At 68.2% G+C, this 20,372-nt stretch carries 22 protein-coding genes; 13 read left to right on the plus strand and 9 right to left on the minus strand.

What is annotated here, in order from left to right:
- Positions 1 to 124: 124 nt before the first annotated feature.
- Complete coding sequence (locus tag DQP57_RS05760; protein ID WP_165821754.1) at positions 125 to 1,558, plus strand: aldehyde dehydrogenase family protein; 1,434 nt, start codon at positions 125 to 127, stop codon at positions 1,556 to 1,558.
- Between the two features lie 57 nt (positions 1,559 to 1,615).
- The gene (locus tag DQP57_RS05765; RefSeq protein ID WP_112632084.1) at positions 1,616 to 2,479 is read left to right on the plus strand and encodes an SDR family oxidoreductase; all 864 of its coding nucleotides are present in this window, start codon (positions 1,616 to 1,618) and stop codon (positions 2,477 to 2,479) included.
- Between the two features lie 3 nt (positions 2,480 to 2,482).
- Here the strand turns inward: DQP57_RS05765 and DQP57_RS05770 are convergent, their stop codons facing one another.
- The gene (locus DQP57_RS05770) at positions 2,483 to 3,307 is read right to left on the minus strand and encodes a tyrosine-protein phosphatase (protein WP_112632085.1); all 825 of its coding nucleotides are present in this window, start codon (positions 3,305 to 3,307) and stop codon (positions 2,483 to 2,485) included.
- Positions 3,304 to 4,521: an acyl-CoA dehydrogenase family protein gene (locus DQP57_RS05775; protein WP_112632124.1), complete on the minus strand. Its 1,218-nt coding sequence runs from the start codon at positions 4,519 to 4,521 to the stop codon at positions 3,304 to 3,306. The genes DQP57_RS05770 and DQP57_RS05775 overlap by 4 nt, the downstream gene beginning before the upstream one ends.
- Positions 4,522 to 4,636: 115 nt before the next feature.
- Here DQP57_RS05775 and DQP57_RS05780 point away from each other — a divergent pair, with 115 nt between their 5' ends.
- The 4 genes from DQP57_RS05780 (at position 4,637) to DQP57_RS05795 (ending at position 8,224) form a co-directional block, all read left to right on the plus strand.
- The gene (locus DQP57_RS05780) at positions 4,637 to 5,098 is read left to right on the plus strand and encodes a DUF1348 family protein (RefSeq protein ID WP_112632086.1); all 462 of its coding nucleotides are present in this window, start codon (positions 4,637 to 4,639) and stop codon (positions 5,096 to 5,098) included.
- Positions 5,099 to 5,324: 226 nt separating this feature from the next.
- The gene (locus DQP57_RS05785; protein WP_112632087.1) at positions 5,325 to 6,473 is read left to right on the plus strand and encodes a Re/Si-specific NAD(P)(+) transhydrogenase subunit alpha; all 1,149 of its coding nucleotides are present in this window, start codon (positions 5,325 to 5,327) and stop codon (positions 6,471 to 6,473) included.
- Positions 6,474 to 6,803, plus strand: coding sequence for an NAD(P) transhydrogenase subunit alpha (locus DQP57_RS05790; protein ID WP_112632088.1), 330 nt, complete (start codon positions 6,474 to 6,476; stop codon positions 6,801 to 6,803).
- Positions 6,800 to 8,224: an NAD(P)(+) transhydrogenase (Re/Si-specific) subunit beta gene (locus DQP57_RS05795; RefSeq protein ID WP_112632089.1), complete on the plus strand. Its 1,425-nt coding sequence runs from the start codon at positions 6,800 to 6,802 to the stop codon at positions 8,222 to 8,224. The genes DQP57_RS05790 and DQP57_RS05795 overlap by 4 nt, the downstream gene beginning before the upstream one ends.
- Before the next feature lie 63 nt (positions 8,225 to 8,287).
- On the opposite strand, the gene DQP57_RS05800 is transcribed toward DQP57_RS05795, so the two are convergent.
- Positions 8,288 to 8,413, minus strand: coding sequence for a hypothetical protein (locus tag DQP57_RS05800; protein WP_003874194.1), 126 nt, complete (start codon positions 8,411 to 8,413; stop codon positions 8,288 to 8,290).
- Between the two features lie 158 nt (positions 8,414 to 8,571).
- On the opposite strand from DQP57_RS05800, the gene DQP57_RS05805 reads away from it, so the two are divergent.
- The gene (locus DQP57_RS05805) at positions 8,572 to 9,207 is read left to right on the plus strand and encodes a TetR/AcrR family transcriptional regulator (protein ID WP_112632090.1); all 636 of its coding nucleotides are present in this window, start codon (positions 8,572 to 8,574) and stop codon (positions 9,205 to 9,207) included.
- Here DQP57_RS05805 and DQP57_RS05810 read toward each other — a convergent pair.
- Complete coding sequence (locus DQP57_RS05810) at positions 9,204 to 10,103, minus strand: alpha/beta hydrolase (protein ID WP_112632091.1); 900 nt, start codon at positions 10,101 to 10,103, stop codon at positions 9,204 to 9,206. The two genes, DQP57_RS05805 and DQP57_RS05810, sit on opposite strands and share 4 nt — an antisense overlap.
- Before the next feature lie 111 nt (positions 10,104 to 10,214).
- On the opposite strand from DQP57_RS05810, the gene DQP57_RS05815 reads away from it, so the two are divergent.
- From DQP57_RS05815 to DQP57_RS05825, 3 genes are all read left to right on the plus strand, one after another.
- Positions 10,215 to 11,315 (plus strand): NAD(P)H-dependent amine dehydrogenase family protein, encoded by a 1,101-nt coding sequence (locus tag DQP57_RS05815; RefSeq protein ID WP_112632092.1) that lies wholly within the window; start codon positions 10,215 to 10,217, stop codon positions 11,313 to 11,315.
- A gap of 17 nt (positions 11,316 to 11,332) precedes the next feature.
- On the plus strand, positions 11,333 to 12,073 hold the full coding sequence (locus DQP57_RS05820; RefSeq protein ID WP_112632093.1) for a glucose 1-dehydrogenase: 741 nt from the start codon (positions 11,333 to 11,335) through the stop codon (positions 12,071 to 12,073).
- A gap of 287 nt (positions 12,074 to 12,360) precedes the next feature.
- Positions 12,361 to 13,701 carry an FAD-binding oxidoreductase gene (locus tag DQP57_RS05825; protein WP_112632094.1) on the plus strand — a complete coding sequence of 447 codons (1,341 nt, stop codon included), beginning with the start codon at positions 12,361 to 12,363 and terminating at the stop codon, positions 13,699 to 13,701.
- Here DQP57_RS05825 and DQP57_RS05830 read toward each other — a convergent pair.
- The 4 genes from DQP57_RS05830 to DQP57_RS05845 form a co-directional block, all read right to left on the minus strand.
- Entirely contained in the window at positions 13,698 to 14,243 is a 546-nt protein-coding gene (locus DQP57_RS05830; protein WP_112632095.1) for a TetR/AcrR family transcriptional regulator, read from the minus strand. The genes DQP57_RS05825 and DQP57_RS05830 overlap by 4 nt on opposite strands.
- 52 nt (positions 14,244 to 14,295) lie before the next feature.
- On the minus strand, positions 14,296 to 15,126 hold the full coding sequence (locus DQP57_RS05835; RefSeq protein ID WP_112632096.1) for a thioesterase family protein: 831 nt from the start codon (positions 15,124 to 15,126) through the stop codon (positions 14,296 to 14,298).
- Positions 15,127 to 15,141: 15 nt separating this feature from the next.
- On the minus strand, positions 15,142 to 15,960 hold the full coding sequence (locus DQP57_RS05840) for an SMP-30/gluconolactonase/LRE family protein (RefSeq protein WP_112632097.1): 819 nt from the start codon (positions 15,958 to 15,960) through the stop codon (positions 15,142 to 15,144).
- Between the two features lie 73 nt (positions 15,961 to 16,033).
- Positions 16,034 to 16,510 carry an SRPBCC family protein gene (locus DQP57_RS05845; RefSeq protein ID WP_112632098.1) on the minus strand — a complete coding sequence of 159 codons (477 nt, stop codon included), beginning with the start codon at positions 16,508 to 16,510 and terminating at the stop codon, positions 16,034 to 16,036.
- 130 nt (positions 16,511 to 16,640) lie between these two features.
- On the opposite strand from DQP57_RS05845, the gene DQP57_RS05850 reads away from it, so the two are divergent.
- Genes DQP57_RS05850 through DQP57_RS05860 form a run of 3 tightly spaced genes read left to right on the plus strand, consistent with a single transcriptional unit; the run spans position 16,641 to position 19,637 of the window.
- Positions 16,641 to 17,531 (plus strand): acyl-CoA thioesterase, encoded by an 891-nt coding sequence (locus tag DQP57_RS05850; RefSeq protein WP_112632125.1) that lies wholly within the window; start codon positions 16,641 to 16,643, stop codon positions 17,529 to 17,531.
- Positions 17,532 to 17,535: 4 nt separating this feature from the next.
- Positions 17,536 to 18,456 carry an LLM class F420-dependent oxidoreductase gene (locus DQP57_RS05855; protein WP_112632099.1) on the plus strand — a complete coding sequence of 307 codons (921 nt, stop codon included), beginning with the start codon at positions 17,536 to 17,538 and terminating at the stop codon, positions 18,454 to 18,456.
- On the plus strand, positions 18,456 to 19,637 hold the full coding sequence (locus DQP57_RS05860; protein ID WP_112632100.1) for an acyl-CoA dehydrogenase family protein: 1,182 nt from the start codon (positions 18,456 to 18,458) through the stop codon (positions 19,635 to 19,637). The genes DQP57_RS05855 and DQP57_RS05860 overlap by 1 nt, the downstream gene beginning before the upstream one ends.
- On the opposite strand, the gene DQP57_RS05865 is transcribed toward DQP57_RS05860, so the two are convergent.
- Positions 19,621 to 20,307, minus strand: coding sequence for a DUF427 domain-containing protein (locus DQP57_RS05865; protein ID WP_112632101.1), 687 nt, complete (start codon positions 20,305 to 20,307; stop codon positions 19,621 to 19,623). The two genes, DQP57_RS05860 and DQP57_RS05865, sit on opposite strands and share 17 nt — an antisense overlap.
- Between the last annotated feature and the right edge of the window lie 65 nt (positions 20,308 to 20,372).

Consider the following 20,372-nt stretch of genomic DNA (forward strand, 5'->3'; position numbering starts at 1 on the left):
GCCACGGGCCGGCGAGACCGGGGTTGGCCGGATCCTTCCTACTGCTCTCCCAACCGGATGGTTAGTATCGCGGTTATCACCGATGAGCGGCCGCCATGCAGCGGGACTCTGCTCGGGAAGGACAATGATGACCACCGAATCGGTTGCATCGCAGACATCGCTCGCCAAGGACTCCACCAACGGGGCGGCAACGGCCGACGTTCCCGCCACGGTTGCCCGGCTCCGCCAGACCTTCGCCACCGGCCGCACCCGCGACGTCGAATGGCGCAAGCGGCAGCTGCTGCAGCTGGCGAAACTGATGGAGGAGAACGAGGCCGCCATCGCCGCCGCGCTCGCCGAAGACCTGGACCGCAGCCCCTTCGAGGCGTACATCGCCGACATCGCCACCACCGCGGGCGAAGCCAAGTACGCGGCCAAGAAGGTGCGGAAGTGGACGCGCCGCAAGTACCAGCTGCTGGAGGTGCCGCAACTTCCCGGCCGCGGTTGGATCGAGTACGAGCCCTACGGCACCGTGTTGATCATCGGCGCGTGGAACTACCCGTTCTACCTGACCCTGGGTCCGGCCGTCGGGGCGATCGCCGCGGGAAACGCCGTCATCCTCAAGCCGTCCGAGATCGCGGCCGCGTCCGCGCACCTGATGGCCGAGCTGGTGCCGAAGTATCTCGACAAGGACGCCATCGCGGTGGTCGAGGGCGACGGCGCGACCAGCCAGGAGCTCATCGCGCAAGGCTTGGACCGGGTGCTGTTCACCGGCGGCACCGAGATCGGCCGCAAGGTCTACGAGGGTGCGGCGCCGCATCTGACCCCGTGCACCCTGGAGCTCGGCGGCAAGAGCCCGGTCATCGTCGCGGCCGACGCCGACGTGGAGGTGGCGGCCAAGCGGATCGCCTGGATGAAACTGCTCAACGCCGGGCAGACCTGCGTCGCACCCGATTACGTCCTGGCGGACGCCACGATTCGCGACGAACTGGTCGACAAGATCGGCGCTGCCATAACGAAATTCACCTCGGACAAGCCCGGCGGCGTGCGGGTGGTCAACCAGCGCCAATTCGACCGGATAAGCGGTTACCTGTCCAGCGGAGACGGCAAGGTCACCGTCGGCGGGGCCTGCGACGCGGCGAACCTGCGCATCCAGCCCGCCGTCGTGGTGGATCCCGACCCGGACGGGCCGCTGATGCAGAACGAGATCTTCGGTCCCGTCCTGCCGGTGGTCACCGTCCAAAACCTGGACGAGGCAATACGTTTCGTGAATTCGCGGCCCAAGCCGCTGTCGGCCTACCTGTTCACCAAGCGGCGCGAGACCCGTGAGCGGGTGATCAAGGAGGTGCCGGCGGGCGGCATGCTGGTCAACCACATCGCCTTCCAGGTGTCGACGGCCAAGCTCCCGTTCGGCGGGGTCGGCGCTTCGGGGATGGGGGCCTACCATGGCCGCTATGGCTTCGAGGAGTTCAGCCACCGCAAGTCGGTCTTGACCAAACCCACCCGGCCCGATCTGTCGAGCTTCATCTACCCTCCGTACACCGAGCGGGCCTTCAAGATGGCCCGCCGGATGTTCTGACCCCGGCTTCACCGAAACCGTTGCCAAACCGAGTTTTTCACAGCAGAGAGGAAACTTATGCCCGGAGTGCAGGATCGCGTCATCGTCGTCACCGGAGCCGGTGGAGGCCTGGGGCGTGAGTACGCCCTGACCCTCGCCAAGGAGGGCGCCAGCGTCGTCGTCAACGACCTCGGCGGTTCGCGTGACGGCACCGGCGCCGGCCACAACATGGCCGACGAGGTGGTCAAGGAGATCAAGGACGCCGGCGGGCGGGCGGTCGCCAACTACGACAGCGTCGCGGAGCCCGAGGGTGCCGAGAACATGATCAAGACCGCGCTCGACGAATTCGGCGCCGTGCACGGTGTGGTCAGCAACGCCGGGATCCTGCGCGACGGCACCTTCCACAAGATGTCCTTCGAGAACTGGGACGCCGTGCTCAAGGTGCACCTCTACGGCGGCTACAACGTCATCCGCGCCGCCTGGCCGCACTTCCGTGAGCAGAGCTACGGCCGGGTCGTCGTCGCCACCTCCACCAGCGGGCTGTTCGGTAACTTCGGCCAAACCAACTACGGCGCAGCCAAACTCGGCCTGGTCGGCCTGATCAACAGCCTGGCGCTCGAGGGTGCGAAGTACAACATCCACGCCAACGCGGTCGCGCCGATCGCCGCGACCCGGATGACCGAGGACATCCTGCCCAAGGAGGTGCTCGAGAAGCTGACCCCCGAATACGTCGCTCCCGTGGTGGCCTACCTGTGCACCGAGGAAAACCCCAACAGCGCTTCGGTATTCGTGGTCGGTGGCGGCAAGGTGCAGCGCGTCGCGCTGTTCCAGAACAAGGGCGTCAACTACGACAAGCCGCCGACGGTGGAGGACATCGCCTCGCAGTGGGGCGAGATCACCGACCTGTCCGCGGCGAAGCAGGCCGATTTCAAGCTGGGCTGAGACTCAGGCCAGTAGCTCTGCGCGGAGCCGGTCGACCTGGTTGTCGGTGACACCGGCTTCGCGCAGATACGCGTGGAGCGAACCGAACTCGGTGTCGATGGTCTGGCGTGCGGCGTCCAGGTACTCCGGGCGCACGCCGAGGACTCCGTCGGCCAGCCGGGCCTTGGTGAATGTGACGACCTCCGGGGTCAATTCGACGTCGGAGCGCTTCTGGATCATCTCGTAGATGTGGTCGCGCAGTTGGGGCACGGCGGCATTGCTGCGCAGATAATCGGCGACGATGGTGTCGCGATCGACGTCGAGCACTTCCAGCACGGTGGCGATCACGAAACCCGTGCGGTCCTTGCCCGCGAAGCAGTGGGTGAGCACCGGGCGGCCGGCGGCCAGCAGCGAAAAGACCTGCCGCACAGCGCGTTGCGCGCCATTGCGGATCGGGAACTGCCGGTACTCGTCGATCATGTGCCGGATGGCGGCCTCGTTGACCTCTTCATCGGTCTGATCAGAGTCGCCTTCGAACAACCGGCGGAACGCGGTCTCGTGCGGCGCGTCGTTGTCGCTGGGCTCGTCGTCGCCGAGGTCGGGAAGGGGCAGCCGGTGGATCGCGACGCCGTCGGGAACCAGCCCGGGACCGCGCCGGGCGACTTCCTGGTTCGCCCGCAGGTCGGCGACGTCGGTGATGCCCAGCTCGCGCAGCGTCGCGCGTCCGGCGTCGTCGAGCCGGCTGAGCTCACCGGACCGGAACAGCCGGCCGGGCCGAATCGCGGTAGCGCCGTCGGCGACATCGCGAAAGTTCCACGCGCCGGACAGTTCTCGCAGCGCCTCGGTCATTCTCCGGTGACCGCCGCGGCGAAGGCCGACTGTTCGCGGCCGATCTCGGTGCGCGCGATGGTGCGCATGTGCACCTCGTCGGGTCCGTCGAAGATTCGCATGGCGCGGTGCCAGCCGTAGAGGCGGGCCAGCACCGTGTCGTCGCTGACGCCGGCGGCGCCGTGCACCTGGATGGCGCGGTCGATGACGTCGCACGCCACCTGCGGCGCCACCGCCTTGATTTGCGAGACCAACAGGTGGGCGGCCTTGTTGCCGTGCTGGTCGATGGTCCACGCCGCCTTCTCGCACAGCAACCGGGCCTGATCGATCTCGTTGCGGGACTTGGCGATCGCCTGCTGCACCAGACCCTGGTCGGCGAGCGGGCGGCCGAAGGCGATGCGGTTGTTCGCGCGGTGCACCATCAGCGCCAGCGCTCGTTCGGCCCCGCCGAGCGCGCGCATGCAGTGGTGGATGCGGCCCGGCCCGAGCCGGGCCTGGGCGATCGCGAAGCCACCGCCCTCCTCACCGAGCAGATTGGTGGCCGGCACCCGGACGTTGTCGTAGATGATCTCGCAGTGCCCGTGCTGGTCCTGCCAGCCGAACACCGATGTGGAGCGCACCACCGTCACGCCGGGGGTGTCCATCGGCACCAGCACCATCGACTGCTGCTGGTGGCTGGCGGCCTCGGGGTTGGTGCGGCCCATCACGATCAGGATCTTGCAGCGCGGGTCGGCCGCGCCCGAGGTCCACCACTTGCGCCCGTTGATGACGTAGTCGGCGCCGTCGCGCACGATCGAGGTCTCGATGTTGCGGGCATCGCTGCTGGCGACCGCCGGTTCCGTCATCGAGAACGCGCTGCGGATCTCGCCGGCCAACAGCGGCTCCAGCCACTGCTTGCGCTGCTCCTCGGTGGCGAACAGGTGCAGGGTCTCCATGTTCCCGGTGTCCGGCGCCGCGCAGTTGACCGCCTCGGGGGCGAGCTCGAGGCTCCAGCCGGTGAGTTCGGCCAGCGGGGCGTATTCGAGGTTGGTCAGCCCCGATTCGGCCGGGAGGAACAGGTTCCACAGGCCGCGCTCTTTGGCCTTGGCTTTGAGGTCCTCGATGACGGGCGGGACGGTGTGGTCGTGTGGGCCGGCTTCTGCGCGGTATTTGTCGTATTCGGCCTCGGCCGGAAAGACGTACTCGGTCATGAAGTCGGACAGTCGCTTGTGGTAGTCGCTGGCTTTGGCAGACATCGCGAAGTCCATGCCCGTCACGATAGGACACGTGTCGAGTCGCTGCGTTTCCGGTCGTCAGCGCAGTGCTTACGCCGCGGTGAAAGCCCGCCGGCGGGGGCGCACGATAGAGGGCATGAGTGAAGCCCGCCCCCCGTTCCCGCCGTTCACCCGCGACACCGCGATGCAGAAGGTGCAGGCGGCCGAGGACGCCTGGAACACCCGCGACCCCCACCGCGTCAGCCTGGCCTACACGGTGGATTCGCAGTGGCGCAATCGCGACGAACACGTCGTGGGCCGCGACGAGATCGTGGCGTTTTTGACGCGCAAGTGGCAGCGCGAACTCGATTACGCACTGCGCAAGAGTCTTTGGGATTTCCACGACAACCGCATCGCGGTGCGGTTCCAGTACGAGTGCCGCGACGCGTCCGGCCAGTGGTATCGCAGCTACGGCAACGAGCTGTGGGAGTTCACCGAGTCCGGGCTGATGGCGCGTCGCGAAGCCAGCATCAACGACGTGCCGATCGAGCAATCGCAGCGGCGCTTCTTCGGGCCCCGCCCGGAGTCCGAACACGGCCACGACATCCCGCTCTGGTAGCAACAACGCCGTCTTGTGACCTCACAACGGCGCGGGCGCTACTGCGGCGCCCGGCGGCGGCGAACCATCGACCCGAGCGTCGATCACCCGCTCCGGGGTATCCCGCCGTGGGCGTTGACACGTCGATGGTGAAACCTGGTTAAGGTAGCGAAGCGCGCGGCCGGGCCGCGGCCACGCCCATCGGCAGGGACAGTACGGGAAAGTACGGAAAGTAGATGTACGCGCCATGACAAATGCGCAGACGACGGTAGGAGTGGTCGCCGAATCGGGGACCGACGAGCGGCGGGTCGCGCTGGTGCCGAAGGCGGTGGCGTCGCTGGTGAACAGCGGCGTGGCGGTGGTGGTCGAATCCGGCGCGGGCGAGCGGGCTTTGCTGCCCGACGCGCTCTACACCGAGGCCGGCGCCAGCATCGGCGACGCGTGGGCCGCCGACGTGGTGGTCAAGGTCGCGCCACCCACCCAGGCCGAGGTCGCCAAGCTGCACAGCGGCCAGACGCTCATCGGTTTCCTCGCGCCGCGCAACGCCGAGAACTCGATCGGCGCGCTGAAGCAGGCCGGCGTGCAGGCGTTCGCGCTGGAGGCCATCCCGCGGATCTCCCGTGCCCAGGCGATGGACGCGTTGTCGTCACAGGGCAACGTGTCCGGGTACAAGGCGGTGCTGCTGGCCGCCTCGGAGTCGACCCGGTTCTTCCCGATGCTCACGACGGCGGCAGGCACCGTGAAGCCGGCCACCGTGCTGGTACTCGGCGTCGGGGTGGCCGGGCTGCAGGCGCTGGCGACGGCCAAGCGGCTGGGCGCCCGCACCACCGGCTACGACGTCCGGCCCGAGGTGGCCGACCAGGTGCGCTCGGTGGGCGCGCAATGGCTCGACATCGGCATCGACGCCTCCGGTGAGGGGGGCTACGCCCGTGAGCTGACCGACGAGGAGCGCGCGCAGCAGCAGAAGGCCCTGGAGAAGGCGATCAGCGGCTTCGACGTCGTGATCACCACCGCGCTGGTCCCGGGGCGCCCGGCGCCACGCCTGGTCACCGCGGCGGCGGTGGAAGCGATGAAGCCCGGCAGCGTGGTGGTGGACCTGGCCGGCGAGACCGGCGGCAACTGCGAGCTCACCGAGCCCGGGCAGACCGTGGTCAAGCACGACGTCACCATCGCCTCGCCGCTGAACCTGCCGGCCACCATGCCCGAGCACGCCAGCGAGCTCTACAGCAAGAACATCACCGCGCTGCTGGATTTGCTGCTCACCGACGGCAAGCTGGCGCCGGACTTCGACGACGAAGTGATCGCGGAATCCTGTGTCACCCGCGATCGCGCCGCCGACGATGCAGAGCGCAGCGATGCTGAGGAGCGGCGCAAAACAGCCGGAGAGGACTCCTAGATGTACGACGAACTCTTGGCCAACCTGGCGATCCTGGTGCTGTCCGGATTCGTCGGGTTCGCGGTGATCTCCAAGGTGCCCAACACGCTGCACACGCCGCTGATGTCGGGCACCAACGCCATCCACGGCATCGTGGTGCTGGGCGCGCTGGTGGTGTTCGGCTCGGTCGAGCACCCCTCGCTGGCGGTGCAGATCATCCTGTTCGTCGCCGTGGTGTTCGGCACGCTGAACGTCATCGGCGGGTTCATCGTCACCGACCGGATGCTGGGCATGTTCAAGGGCAAGAAGAAACCATTGCCCGCCAAAAGTGAGGAGCCGGTGGCCAAATGAACTACCTGGTGATCGGCCTCTACATCATCTCCTTCGCCCTGTTCATCTACGGCCTGATGGGCCTGACCGGCCCCAAGACGGCGGTGCGCGGCAACCTGATCGCCGCGGTGGGAATGGCGCTGGCGGTGGCGGCGACCCTGATCAAGATCCGCCACACCGACCAGTGGGTGCTGATCATCGCCGGCCTGGTGGTGGGCATCGTGCTCGGCGTCCCGCCGGCCCGCTACACCAAGATGACCGCCATGCCGCAGCTGGTGGCGTTCTTCAACGGCGTCGGCGGTGGCACGGTCGCACTGATCGCGCTCGCGGAATTCATGGAGACACAGGGGTTTTCGGCCTTCCAGCATGGCGAGTCGCCGACCGTGCACATCGTGGTGGCCTCGTTGTTCGCCGCGATCATCGGGTCGATCTCGTTCTGGGGCTCGATCATCGCGTTCGGCAAGCTGCAGGAGATCATCTCCGGATCGCCGATCGGCTTCGGTCGCGCGCAGCAGCCGATCAACCTGCTGCTGCTGGCCGGCGCCGTGGCCGCGGCCGTCGTCATCGGCCTGCACGCGCATCCCGGCAGCGGCGGGGCGCCGCTGTGGTGGATGATCGGGCTGCTCGCGGCGGCCGGGGTGCTGGGCCTGATGGTGGTGCTGCCCATCGGGGGCGCGGACATGCCGGTGGTCATCTCGCTGCTGAACGCGATGACCGGGCTGTCGGCCGCGGCCGCGGGGCTGGCGCTGAACAACACCGCGATGATCGTCGCGGGCATGATCGTCGGCGCGTCCGGCTCGATCCTGACCAACCTGATGGCCAAGGCCATGAACCGCTCGATCCCGGCGATCGTGGCCGGCGGCTTCGGCGGCGGCGGGGTCGCCCCGAGCGGCGGCGACGGCGGCGACAAGACCGTCAAGGCCACCTCGGCCGCCGACGCCGCGATCCAGATGGCCTACGCCAACCAGGTGATCGTGGTGCCCGGCTACGGCCTCGCGGTCGCCCAGGCACAGCACGCGGTCAAGGACATGGCGGCGCTGCTCGAAGACAAGGGCGTGGAGGTCAAGTACGCCATCCACCCGGTCGCCGGGCGGATGCCCGGGCACATGAACGTGTTGCTTGCCGAGGCCGAGGTCGACTATGACGCCATGAAGGACATGGACGACATCAACGACGAGTTCGCCCGCACCGACGTCGCGATCGTCATCGGCGCCAACGACGTCACCAACCCCGCGGCCCGCAACGACGCGTCCAGCCCGATCTACGGCATGCCGATCCTCAACGTGGACAAGGCCAAGTCGGTGATTGTGCTCAAGCGGTCGATGAACTCCGGTTTCGCGGGCATCGACAACCCGCTGTTCTACGGCGAGGGCACCAGCATGCTGTTCGGCGACGCGAAGAAGTCGGTGACCGAGGTCGCCGAGGAACTCAAAGCGCTGTAGCCATCGTGGTGATCGCAAGCGCAGCGGAGCTGGGCGCAGCGGGTCACCACGACAAAGATGGGGCTAGACGGGCGGGTACGCCGGCGGAGGGTATCCGTTTCCGTCGGTGACCCCACGCAAGCCCCAGGTCAGGTACCGCATGAAGAACTCGATCTCGTCGCTTCCGTCGTAATCCGGACTCGGATCCATCGGCCCCACCTCTCGACTCACGCGTTCGTTGAGGAGTCTAGTCGCATACGCCTGCACGTGACACCCGGCGTTTTGCTTAAACTGTCCAACCAGTTGATTGATAGCTATTCTGGGCCGAACCGGCCCTGGCCTGGCCATACCGACGATAGTGAGAACAGATGCCCACCGACAGCATCACCCCGAATGGGCTGACCCGGCGCGAAGAGCTGCTGGCGGTTGCCACCAAGTTGTTTGCTGCGCGCGGCTATCACGGCACCCGGATGGACGATGTGGCCGACGTGATCGGGTTGAACAAGGCGACGGTCTACCACTATTACGCCAGCAAGTCGCTGATCCTGTTCGACATCTACCGCCAGGCCGCCGAGGGCACGCTGGCCGCCGTGCACGACGACCCGTCCTGGACGGCGCGCGAGGCGCTCTACCAGTACACCGTCCGGCTGCTCACCGGTATCGCCAGCGATCCCGAGCGGGCCGCGGTGTACTTCCAGGAGCAGCCGTACATCACCGAGTGGTTCACCAGTGAGCAGGTCGCCGAGGTCCGCGAGAAGGAAGCCCAGGTCTATCACCACGTGCACGGGCTGATCGACCGCGGCATCGCCGATGGCGAGTTCTACCCGTGCGACTCGCACGTGCTGGCACTGGGCTACATCGGCATGACGCTGGGTGCCTACCGCTGGCTGCGGCCCAGCGGGCGACGGTCGGCCAAGGAGATCGCCGCCGAGTTCAGCACCGCGCTGCTGCGCGGGCTGATCCGCGACGAGGCCATTCGCACGACGTCCCCGCTCGGACCCTAGGCGGTCGCACCTTTGAGGTGCTTATCGAGGAACGCGACCTGGTCGGCGACCACCCGCTCGAAGGCGTCGTCGACGTAGATCGCGAAGTGGCCCTCCGGATACAGCTTGATCTCGCCGCGGGGCGCCTTGGCCGCGTGGCGCAGCGTGGCCGACGCGGGCGCCACCGAGTCGGCCTCGCACACGCAGAACAGGATCGGGCACTCGATGTTGGGCGTTTCGCGGCCGGGGCGATAGCTGAAGACCTGCAACGCGATTCGGGCGGCGACCTCGTTGCGCAACTCGGCCCCGTCGGGCACCAGTCGCAGGTAGCCCGCGTACGCGTCGGGGGTATTCATCAACGCGACCTCGCCGGGCCTGCCGGCCGTCGGGACCATCACCGGTGGCCTGCCCCGCCGGCGCGCGAGCAGGTCGCGCACCACCCGGGCGGTGATCCGCGCGGCGACCAACGGGTTGGTGATGGTGCGCGCCGACGCGAGGCCGTCGGTGAAGGGGCATTGGGCGACGGCGGCGGCGATGCCGGGCAGCCGGGCCGCCGAGGCGATGACGTGGCCGCCGGCAAAGCTGGTGCCCCACAGGGCGATCCGGTCGGGGTCGATGCCCGGCAGGGTGCGGGCGTAGGCGACGGCCGCGGCCCAGTCGGCGAGCTGCATGCCGACGTCGAGGACCTGCCGCGGCCGGCCCTCGCTGTCGCCGAAGTTGCGGTAGTCGAACACCAGGCAGGCGTAGCCGGCCGCGCTGAAACGCTCGGCGTATGCGTCCAGTCGCATGGTGCGCACCGCACCCAGGCCGTGCGCCATCACCAGCAGCGGCGCGGGTCCGTCGCCCGCCGGCCGGTAGAGCCAGGCGCTGATCAGGTCGTCGCCGGAGGGGAACCGAAGATCTTCGCGGGGTGTCATCAGCGATTGATTCTGCCCCGCGGGCCGCGGCAGTGCCGCAGGTATGCTGCCCAAATTTTATGGACTACTGTCTAGAAAAGTTGTCCAGGGTTTTCAGGGACGGAGATTGTCATGGCGATCCGCGTCGCGCACGTCGGCACCGGAAATGTCGGAGGGCTGGCCCTCGCCGAACTCATCACCAACCCGCAGTTCGAACTGACCGGGGTGTGCGTGTCGACGCCCGAGAAGGTGGGCAAGGACGCCGGTGAGTTGTGCGGCGTCGGCCTGGACTCCGGTGTGGTCACGGGGGTCGCGGCCGTCAATGACCTGGACGCCATCATCGCCGCCAAGCCCGACTGCGTCGTGTACTGCGCGATGGGCGACACCCGGTTGCCCGAGGCGATGGCCGACGTCATGCGCATCCTGGCCACCGGCATCAACGTCGTCGGGTCGTCGCCGGGGCTGCTGCAATATCCGTGGGGCGTGATTCCCGACAAGTACATCGCCCGCGTGGAAGACGCTGCCAAGCAAGGTAATTCGACCATCTTCATCAGTGGTGTCGACCCGGGGTTCGCCAACGACCTGATCCCGCTGGCACTCGCCGGCACGTGTCAACGCATCGAGCAGGTGCGCTGCATGGAGATCCACGACTACGCGTCCTACAACGGGACCGAGGTCATGGACTACATGGGATTCGCCAAGCCCATGGACGAGATCCCGATGCTGCTGCAGCCCGGCATCCTCAGCATCGCCTGGGGAACCGCGATCCGTCAGCTGGCGGCCGGCCTGGGCATCGAGGTCGACGAGATCACCGAGTCCTACCAGCGCGAGCCCGCGCCGGAGGATTTCGACATCGCGGTCGGTCACGTCGCCAAGGGCACGGTGGCGGTGCTGCAGTTCGAGATTCGCGGCATGGTCAAGGGCCACCCGGCCATCGTCATCGAGCACGTCACCCGGTTGCGGCCCGACCTGCGCCCCGACCTGCCCCAGCCCGCATCCGGCGACGGCTCCTACCGCGTCGAGATCACCGGCGAGCCCTCGTATGCGGTCGACATCGTCCCGAGCAGCCGCAAGGGCGACCACAACCACGCGGCGATCGCGGGCGCGGCGGGCCGCGTCGTCAACGCCATCCCCGCGGTGATCGCGGCGCCGCCGGGCATCGCGACCACGCTTGACTTGCCCCTGGTTACGGGCAAAGGCCTTTACGCACCAAGCACTTTGGTGACCACCTAAATCGAAAGGAGACCCGCGTGGGTCGGGTAGACGGCAAGGTAGCGCTGATCAGTGGTGGCGCGGGCGGTATGGGAGCCGAAGACGCACGGTTGCTGGTCGAGGAGGGCGCCAAGGTCGTGATCGGCGACATCCTGGACGACCAGGGCAAGGCGCTGGCCGACGAGATCGGCGAGTCCGCGCGCTACGTGCACCTCGACGTCACTCAGCCCGACCAGTGGGACGCCGCGGTTGCCACCGCGGTGAGCGAATTCGGCAAGCTCAACGTGTTGGTCAACAACGCCGGCACCGTCGCGCTCGGCCCGCTGAAGAGCTTCGATCTGGCCAAGTGGCAGAAGGTGATTGACGTCAACCTGACCGGGACGTTCCTGGGCATGCGGGCGTCGGTCGAGCCGATGATCGCGGCAGGGGGCGGCTCGATCATCAACGTGTCGTCCATCGAGGGCCTGCGCGGCGCGCCCATGGTGCACCCCTACGTCGCGTCCAAGTGGGGCGTGCGCGGCCTGGCGAAATCGGCGGCCCTGGAGCTGGCGCCGCACAACATCCGGGTCAACTCGGTGCACCCGGGGTTCATCCGCACCCCGATGACCGCGCACCTGCCCGAGGACATGGTGACCATCCCGCTGGGCCGCCCGGGCGAGGTCCGCGAGGTCGCCACCTTCGTGCTGTTCCTGGCCAGCGACGAGTCGTCCTACTCCACCGGCAGTGAGTTCATCATGGACGGCGGCCTGGTCACCGACGTGAATCACAAGGAGTTCTAGGGCGCCGCGCCTAGGCGGGCGCGTTTCACGCGCCGGAAGGCATGCTGCTGTTGCCCGCCTCTGAGCGACAACCGGTGGCGGTCACTCGTGGTTGCTCCCGGGTCGCTTCCGCGCGGATCGGTTGTCGCTCAGAGGCGGGCAACGATCCATATGCCCGATGTTTGACGGGGGTGCGAGAACAGCCATTTCGAAGAGTGTTTCCGCGCGGTCCCGCCGCCGCCGGGCCGAATCCGGACAACACGCGGCCGGTGTGATCACCGCTTGCCGGCGGTGCTATAACCGCGAGCATGCTGCGCAGCCTGGCGGGCCTGGTCGGATCGAACCACGTCGTCACCGATCCCGACGTGCTGGCGGCGCGCAGCGTCGACCACACCGGCCGCTACCGCGGCAAGGCGAGCGCCCTGGTGCGGCCGGGCACGGCCGAGCAGGTCGCCGAGGTGCTGCGGGTGTGCCGCGACGCCGGCGCGCACGTGACGGTGCAGGGCGGGCGGACCTCGCTGGTGGCCGGCACCGTTCCCGAGCACGACGACGTGTTGTTGTCCACCGAGCGGCTGCACGCCGTGGCCGATGTCGACACCATCGAACGCCGCATCGAGGTGGGCGCCGGAGCCACCCTGGCCGCGGTGCAACGGGCCGCCGCCGCAGCCGGTTTGGTGTTCGGCGTGGACCTGGCCGCCCGTGACACCGCGACCGTGGGCGGCATGGCGTCGACGAACGCCGGCGGCCTGCGCACGGTCCGCTACGGCAACATGGGCGAGCAGGTCGTCGGCGTGCAGGTGGCGCTGCCCGACGGCACACTGCTGCGCCGGCACAGCCGGGTGCGCCGGGACAACACCGGCTACGACCTGCCGGCGCTGTTCGTGGGCGCCGAGGGCACGCTGGGCGTCATCACCGAGCTGGACCTGCGGCTGCACGCCGCCCCGTCACACCGGGTGACCGCGATCTGCGGGCTTGCCGACCTCGACGCGCTGGTGACGGCCGGGCGGGTGTTCCGCGACGTGGACGGCATCGCCGCCCTGGAATTGATCGACGGCCGGGCCGCCGCGCTGACCGGGGAGCATCGCGGCGTCGGTTCGCCGGTCTCCGGCGACTGGCTGCTGCTGGTGGAATTGGCCGCCGACCACGACCAGACCGAGCGGCTCGCCGAGCTGCTCGATGACGTCCCGATGTGTGGCGAGCCCGCGGTCGGGGTGGATCTCGTTGCGCAGCAACGGTTGTGGCAGGTGCGCGAATCGCTGGCCGAGGTGCTCGGCGTGTACGGACCACCGCTGAAATTCGATGTGTCGCTGCCGCTATCGGCGATCAGCGAATTCGAGAGCCACGCAATCGAATTGGTGCACACCCATGCCCCCGACGCGCTGCCGGTGTTGTTCGGCCACGTCGGCGAGGGCAACCTGCACCTGAACGTGTTGCGCTGCCCTGCCGACCGCGAGCGGGCGCTGTATGAGCCGATGATGGAGCTCATCGCGCGGTCCGGCGGCAACGTCAGCTCCGAACACGGCGTCGGCAGCCGCAAACGGCCGTATCTGGGGATGTCCCGCGAGGCCGCCGATATCGCCGCGATGCGCACGGTCAAAGCGGCCCTGGACCCGACGGGATTCCTTAATGCCGCGGTGCTTTTCGATTAACTCCCCTTGATCCCCACCGCGTGCCGCAGCTGCGCCAAAAACTGATCGGCATCATCGCTGCGCACGATGTAGTGCGAGATCGCGATCCGGATCACGGTGGCCGCCTTCACCGCCGCGTTGGGCCCGGGCAGGTGGCGCTGCAGTCCCTCACGCATCTGCGGGATGACCCAGGAGAACTGGGCGATGGTGTGCTCGGGCTCGACGTCGACCATGCGCACACCGGAGTACGAATGCTGGTACTCAACGATGAACCGCAGCACCGCGTCCAGCTTGTCCACGCCCTTCAGGCCCGCGGTGGCCTTCACCAATCCGCTCTCGAAGATCTGGCGCTCGTAGGCCGAAAACGCCGACAGCAACTCCTCTTTCGAGGCGAACCAGCGGTACAGCGTCGGGCGGGAGACCCCGGCCTGGGTGGCGACGTCGGACAGACTCAGCTTGGTCTTGCCGTTACGGCCGAGCACCTCGGCGGTGGCCGCCAGAATCCGCTGACGGGTCGAGGTGTCGTTGTCGGCGATCGTCGTCGCCCGGGCCGGCTGGCTCATGATTCAAACTCTTCGCGGTGTCGCCGAGGTGTCATGATCATTCGCTCCCACGTTAGGCCCGAGGCGGGCGCCGGCGCACCAACACCGACTGCTGGATGGCGCCGACCGCGCCCTGCTCGTCGAACAACGTGCCGATGGTCGTCCCGATCCCGTCCGGCCCGTAGCTGGTCTCCGCCCGAATGCCGATCCAGTCGCCATCAGGAACACGAAACACATGCACCGCGAGATCGGTGTTGAGGAACGTCCATTTCGTGATGTCGAGCTTGCTGCCGATGCCGTTGGCGCAGTCGGCCACCGCGAACAGCCGCTCCAGCTGCGTCATGGACTCGCCGTTGACCAAATCGACGGTCGGGTTGATCCAGGATTCGCCGGGCCCTTCGCTCAGCGGCTCGGTCAGCCACAACCACTGAAGGCTGTGCACGTAATTGCGGTCCCAGTCGCGCGCCTTCAGGTTGCGGTCGAAGGCCTCGGCCCGCGGCCGCGGCGGCGCGGCGGCCGCGTGCGCCAGGGACTGCGTGTCCTGGTGTTGCAACCGCCATCCGGTGGCGCGCGCCACCGGGCGCGGGGTCCCGTCGGGGCCCGGGGCCAGCATTTCGGCGCCGAGCAGCTCGATCTGCTTGCCGGGGCGTTGCACCTGCGCGCGCACCCACAGGTCGCCCTCGGCGGGGACCCCGCCCAACAGGTCGATGACCACGCGGGACAACCGGGTGTCGTCGCGCTGTTCGCACCGCTCCAGCGCCCGGACCAGCAGCGCGGACACCGGACCGCCGTGCTGGATGGCCGCCGACCAGGTGCCGCGCGCCAGATCGGTCGCCCGGAACCTCTCGCCCAACCCGGCGTCATCGCCGGCCGGGTCGATCAGCTCGTAATAGGCGTCGGTCATCGTCAACCTCTCGGGTCAGGGCAGGCCGGCGCCGGGGGTGGTCACCGTGACCGCATCCAGCCGGGAAAGCCGGGTGCCGGCCAGGCGCTGAGGATAGGCCTCCGTGCTCGACAACAAAAACAGGGTGCGGCGCTGCGGACCGCCCAGCGCGCAGGCGATGGCGACCCGCTCGCCCATGTCGATGCGGTCGGTCACGCCGCCGCCGGCGGTGATCCGCTCGAACTGATGGGCCAGCGTCATCGACGCCCACACCCCACCGTCGGCGTCGAGCGCGATGCCGTCGGGCGGCCCGTCCAGGCCGTCGGCGAAAACCTGGCGGTCGGACAGTCCGCCGTCGGCGGCGATCGAATAGGCCGTCAATCGCCGGCCCGTCGACTCGGCGACGATCAGCGTCGTGCGGTCCGGGGTGATCGCCATCCCGTTGGGGAAGTCGAGGTCTTCGGCCACGACGGTCGCACTGTCGTCGGGGTCCAGACGGAGGATGACGCCGCCGCGCAACGCTTGGCAGCCGATGTAGGCGCGGCCCGCGTCGTCGATGACCATGTCACCGAGGTTGGCCGGCGCCACGTCGGCGAGATCGGCGATGGTGACGACGGTTTCGCCGTCATAGCGCAGCACCTGCCGGTCCTCGGTGGAGGCAATCAGGAGCGACCCGTCGGGCCGAAACCCCAGGCCCGACGGCGAATGCCCGGGCAGCGGCAGCGTGGTCAGCGATCCGCCCATGGTCGCGGTGTGCACGGCTTCGCCCAGCATGTCGGAGAACCAGAGCAGGCCCTCGAACCAGCGCGGGCCCTCGCCGAAGCAGAATCCGTTGGCCAGCGGCTCGGGGATCATCGGTCCCCGCCTGGCGCAACAAGCTCTGCTTTACAAAACACCGAAAAAGTGTCATGCACCGCGGGTACCGGTGTCAATCTGCCTGCCGGGCGAGCTCGCGGGCCACGGCCTCGTGGTATGCGTCGATCTTGGCCGGATTGGCCTGCATGAAGAGCTGATCGGGCAGCGGGGCGTGCTTGTACGCCTCGATCGTCATGGTCCGGGAGAACAGCGTGACGTCCTGCCCCGGCCTGGTGAAGTGGTAGGAGACCGTGATGCGCCCCTCCATGCCGCCGTTACCGTCGCGGTCATGGCCCAGCCGGCCGACCGAGGTGAACACGAACCGCGTCGGGCGCACCGCGGCGGCCAGCTGCCACGTGAAAACGCGGTCGCCGTCGGGGCCGGCTTCCTCCCAGGTATCACCGACCTTGAGCGGGAGCCGCGGCAGGTTGGCGATGTGGGCGCTGCCGGGGTAGGTCTTGGTCCAGTCCTGCGGGTTGGTGACGAAGTCGTACACCGTTTCGGCGGACTGGGTGAACGCGGTCTCCGAAGTGGTCGTCACGATGCCCAATTGCGTTGCCTCCCTGTGCTTTCGGTCGCCCCGCCGCTCGGCGGGTCCGCCGTCTTGTTAGCCAAGCTTTACAAATCCTACTCAAAGTGTCACGCTGAGCGCTGAGCTGCGAGCGCGAGAGGTGACGGGATTGACGAAGGCGTCTGAGGAATCCGCGCAGACCGAATGGACCGTGCAGGGCCTGCTGGATCTGTTTGACGTGCAGGCCGACGGGGACGACACGTTCACCGGTGAGACCGGCATCGCGGCGGGTGACGAACGCCAGGTGGTGGAGGGCACCCAGGTGCTCGCGCAGGCGATCGTCGCGGTGGCGAAGCGATTCCCCGACAAGTCGGTGCGCTCGGCGCACGCGGTGTTCTCCCGGGCCGTGGTGGTCGGCCCGCCGATAGAACTCGTCCTCGACGTCGTGGCCGAAGGCCGGTCGACGGCCACCGCGGTGGTCGCCGTGCATCAGAACGGCCGGCGCTGCCTGAGCATCACGGTGCTGGCCGACGTCCCCACCGACGACGTCATCCGTCACCACCTGCCGCGCCCCGACGTCGCCGCGCCGGCGGACGCGAACCCCTCGCCGATGCCGATGGTCGGCCGGGAGCTGCGCCTCGTCGACGTCGTCGACGTCAACAGCCCCGACGAGGTCGGCCCGCCGGAGCTCTACGCGTGGCTGCACTACGACCCGATCCCGACCCGCGACGAACTAGCCAAGGCGCTGCTCGCGTACTTCACCGGCCATCTCGGGATCTCCACGACCATGCGGGCGCACGAGGGCATCGGCACCGCCCAGGCGCACCTGACCGTGTCGACCGCGCCGATGAGCATCTCGGTCGCCTTCCACGAACCGGTGGACTGGACCGGGTGGCTGCTCTACACCCACGAGAGCACCCAGGTCGGCGCGGGCATGTCGTATGTGCGCGGGACCGTGCACTCGGAAGAGGGCGAGCTGCTGGCCTCTTTCGCCCAGGAGGCGCTGATCCGTCCGCTGCGCACCAGCGACACGGCGATCGACTCTCGCGCGCGGTTCTAAGGCCATGCGGTTCACCATCACCCACCCGATGCACAGCCATCCGTACAACCCGGAGCTGGTGAGCGGGGACGGGATCGGCAAGGTGGCCGCCGCGACCGAGGCGGCCGGAATTCACGGCTTCGGCTTCACCGACCATCCGGCGCCCTCGCAGCGCTGGCTCGAGGCCGGCGGACACGACGCGTTGGATCCCTTTGTCGCTTTGGGTTTCGCGGCGGCGACGACGTCGACGCTGCGGCTGATCCCCAACATCGTGGTGCTGCCGTACCGAAACCCGTTCGTGGTGGCCAAGTCCGGCGCCACCCTGGACCTGCTCTCGGGTGGACGGTTCACGCTCGCGGTGGGAGTGGGTTATCTCAAGCGCGAGTTCGCGGCCCTGGGGGTGAGCTACGACGAGCGAGCCGAGTTGTTCGAGGAATCGCTGCAGGTGATCCGGGCCATCTGGACCGGCGACGATATCTCCTTCGAGGGCAAGCATTTCAGCGCGCGTGGCATCACCGCGCACCCGCGCCCAGTCAGCGATCCGCACCCGCCGATCTGGATCGGCGGCAACACGTCGTCGTCGCGGCAGCGGGTCGCCCAATACGGCGACGGCTGGTGCCCTTTTCCCGCACCCCCGCAGCTGGCCCAGACGGCCGGCACCGCGGCCATCGACTCCGTGGCGAAGCTCGCCGACGGCATCGACGACCTGAAGTGCAGATGCGATGCGGCGCAGCGTGATTGGTCGTCGATCGACATTTCGTTCACCAACTTCGACGGCGGCAGCATCACCGACGATGACTTCAACGCCGACGCCTACCTGCACGGCCTGGAGAAGCTGGAGAAGCTGGGCGTGACGTGGGTCAGCATCCACCTACCCGGTGACAGCCTGACGCACGCGCTCGAAACCCTCGACCGGTTCCGCACCCTGGTTATCGACGCGGCCTGATGGACTTCTCCCGCGTCGACCTTTCGCCCGAGGATCAGAAATTCCTCGACGAGACCCGGGCGTTCATGGCCGAACACGTCACCGAGGAAGTGCGGCGGCGCGATCGGGAAACCGGCGAGAACTTCAGTGAGCCGGTGCATTTGGCGCTGGGCGAGGCGGGGTATCTGACGTCGGACTGGAAGCTGGAGTCCGAAGGGGGATTCGACCCGGTGCGCCGGCGAATCTTTCACCTCGAGATCGGCCGTGCTCACACGCCGTGGTTCCACTGGGGCACCACGGCGGTCGTCGCGCGGTTGGTCCAGCAATTCGGGGCGCCCGAACTCGCCGACGCGATCCTGCCGGGCGTGCTGTCCGGGGAGATCCGGCTCTGCCTGGGTTACACCGAGCCCGAGGGCGGCTCCGACGTCGCCACCTGCAAGACCCGGGCCGTGCGCGAGGCGGACGGATCGAGCTGGATCATCAACGGCTCCAAGATGTTCACCTCGAACGCGCAGAACGCCGAGTACGTCTTCCTGCTCACCAACACCGATCCGCAGGGACGTAAACACAAGAACCTCACCATGTTCCTGGTGCCGCTGGACTCCGACGGCATCGAGATCCAGGGCATCCGCACGCTGGACGGTGACCGCACCAACATCGTGTATTACAGCGACGTGCGGGTCGACGACCTCTACCGGATCGGTGAGGTCAACGGCGGCTGGACGGTGATGCGGTCCGCCCTCGACGCCGAGCATGGCGTTACCGACCCGCAAGACCATGGCCTGCAGAACATTTCGATGCTATCGGAGCACGGTCACCTGATGGCCGAGGCGGCCGACGGCGTCGCGGCGATCCTGTCGACACCCGATGCGGCCGGCCGGCGACCGATCGACGACGAGGCGATCAGATACCGGCTCGGGCGCAGCATGGCCCGCATCGAGGCGGCCATGTCGACTCCCGGAATGTATGGGCGTGTGGCGCTCATTCAAACCATGCGGGAGGTATCCCAGGAGTTGATGGACCTGCTGGGGACGGCATCGGCATTGCCCACCGACACACCGGGTTCGCCCGACGACGGAGCCATCGAATTCATCTTCCGGCACGCCGTGCCCGCCGGCATCTACGGCGGCACCATGGAGGTGTTCCGCAACATGATCGCCCAGCACGAGCTGGGGCTCGGGCGTCCTAGCTACGGGCGCTGACCGGCAGCTCGGCCGTCACCTCGGCGCGGGTCTCGTCGAAACTCAGAAACCCCTTGATGGGCAGGCTTTCCGGCGGCGGGCCGGGATAGCTCCAGGCGACGTCCGGCACGACGTGGTCGCCCGAGGCGAACGACCAATACGTCGCGAAGCCCTTGTAGTTGCAGTAACTCTCCGTCTGCGAGGGCCGCAGCATGTCGGTGCGCACGTGGGCCGGATCGACGTAGAGCCGCGGGGCGAGGGCGGTTTCGAAGACGATCACCGTGTCGTCGGTGTCCACCAGCGTGGTGCCCTCGACGCGCACACGCAGGCGGCGCTGGGTCGGGCGGCAATCCACCCGGTGATAGGGATTGGGCGGGTAGTGCACGAGCCGGCGCCCCTCTTCCAGCCAGGTGTCGACCGCATCCCAGGGCACCTGGACGAAACCCGGCGCCTCGGGTTCGGGCTCGCTCGGGAGGTCGCCGACCTCGTCGGCGGCGAAGGCGTAGCTCAGCGGCCTGCCCCGGCGGTGCACCATCAGCGCCCGCTCGGTGTCGATCACCACGCGCCCGTCCTTGACGGCCTGCACTCGCCGGGGATGCGGTTCCACGTAGACGACGTCGTCTGGGATGGCGGGCGCGAAGCGGCCCGCGGGATCCCCGCTGAGCGGACCCCGACCGGCCACCAGACTCATGCGTGCAAGCCTAAGGCCACCGACCGTCGCGCTAGCGTGGCACTCGGCATCCGGCGTCACGCTGG

This window comes from Mycobacterium colombiense (assembly GCF_003284935.1).
Lineage (GTDB): Bacteria > Actinomycetota > Actinomycetes > Mycobacteriales > Mycobacteriaceae > Mycobacterium > Mycobacterium arosiense_A.

What these genes read in the sequence shown, in the direction of transcription:
- DQP57_RS05760 (WP_165821754.1), top strand. Translation starts at nt 125, where the DNA reads ATGATGACCACCGAATCGGTTGCATCGCAGACATCGCTCGCCAAGGAC.
- DQP57_RS05765 (WP_112632084.1), top strand. Translation starts at nt 1,616, where the DNA reads ATGCCCGGAGTGCAGGATCGCGTCATCGTCGTCACCGGAGCCGGTGGA.
- DQP57_RS05770 (WP_112632085.1), bottom strand. Translation starts at nt 3,307, where the DNA reads ATGACCGAGGCGCTGCGAGAACTGTCCGGCGCGTGGAACTTTCGCGAT.
- DQP57_RS05775 (WP_112632124.1), bottom strand. Translation starts at nt 4,521, where the DNA reads ATGTCTGCCAAAGCCAGCGACTACCACAAGCGACTGTCCGACTTCATG.
- DQP57_RS05780 (WP_112632086.1), top strand. Translation starts at nt 4,637, where the DNA reads ATGAGTGAAGCCCGCCCCCCGTTCCCGCCGTTCACCCGCGACACCGCG.
- DQP57_RS05785 (WP_112632087.1), top strand. Translation starts at nt 5,325, where the DNA reads ATGACAAATGCGCAGACGACGGTAGGAGTGGTCGCCGAATCGGGGACC.
- DQP57_RS05790 (WP_112632088.1), top strand. Translation starts at nt 6,474, where the DNA reads ATGTACGACGAACTCTTGGCCAACCTGGCGATCCTGGTGCTGTCCGGA.
- DQP57_RS05795 (WP_112632089.1), top strand. Translation starts at nt 6,800, where the DNA reads ATGAACTACCTGGTGATCGGCCTCTACATCATCTCCTTCGCCCTGTTC.
- DQP57_RS05800 (WP_003874194.1), bottom strand. Translation starts at nt 8,413, where the DNA reads ATGGATCCGAGTCCGGATTACGACGGAAGCGACGAGATCGAGTTCTTC.
- DQP57_RS05805 (WP_112632090.1), top strand. Translation starts at nt 8,572, where the DNA reads ATGCCCACCGACAGCATCACCCCGAATGGGCTGACCCGGCGCGAAGAG.
- DQP57_RS05810 (WP_112632091.1), bottom strand. Translation starts at nt 10,103, where the DNA reads ATGACACCCCGCGAAGATCTTCGGTTCCCCTCCGGCGACGACCTGATC.
- DQP57_RS05815 (WP_112632092.1), top strand. Translation starts at nt 10,215, where the DNA reads ATGGCGATCCGCGTCGCGCACGTCGGCACCGGAAATGTCGGAGGGCTG.
- DQP57_RS05825 (WP_112632094.1), top strand. Translation starts at nt 12,361, where the DNA reads ATGCTGCGCAGCCTGGCGGGCCTGGTCGGATCGAACCACGTCGTCACC.
- DQP57_RS05830 (WP_112632095.1), bottom strand. Translation starts at nt 14,243, where the DNA reads ATGAGCCAGCCGGCCCGGGCGACGACGATCGCCGACAACGACACCTCG.
- DQP57_RS05835 (WP_112632096.1), bottom strand. Translation starts at nt 15,126, where the DNA reads ATGACCGACGCCTATTACGAGCTGATCGACCCGGCCGGCGATGACGCC.
- DQP57_RS05840 (WP_112632097.1), bottom strand. Translation starts at nt 15,960, where the DNA reads ATGATCCCCGAGCCGCTGGCCAACGGATTCTGCTTCGGCGAGGGCCCG.
- DQP57_RS05855 (WP_112632099.1), top strand. Translation starts at nt 17,536, where the DNA reads ATGCGGTTCACCATCACCCACCCGATGCACAGCCATCCGTACAACCCG.
- DQP57_RS05860 (WP_112632100.1), top strand. Translation starts at nt 18,456, where the DNA reads ATGGACTTCTCCCGCGTCGACCTTTCGCCCGAGGATCAGAAATTCCTC.
- DQP57_RS05865 (WP_112632101.1), bottom strand. Translation starts at nt 20,307, where the DNA reads ATGAGTCTGGTGGCCGGTCGGGGTCCGCTCAGCGGGGATCCCGCGGGC.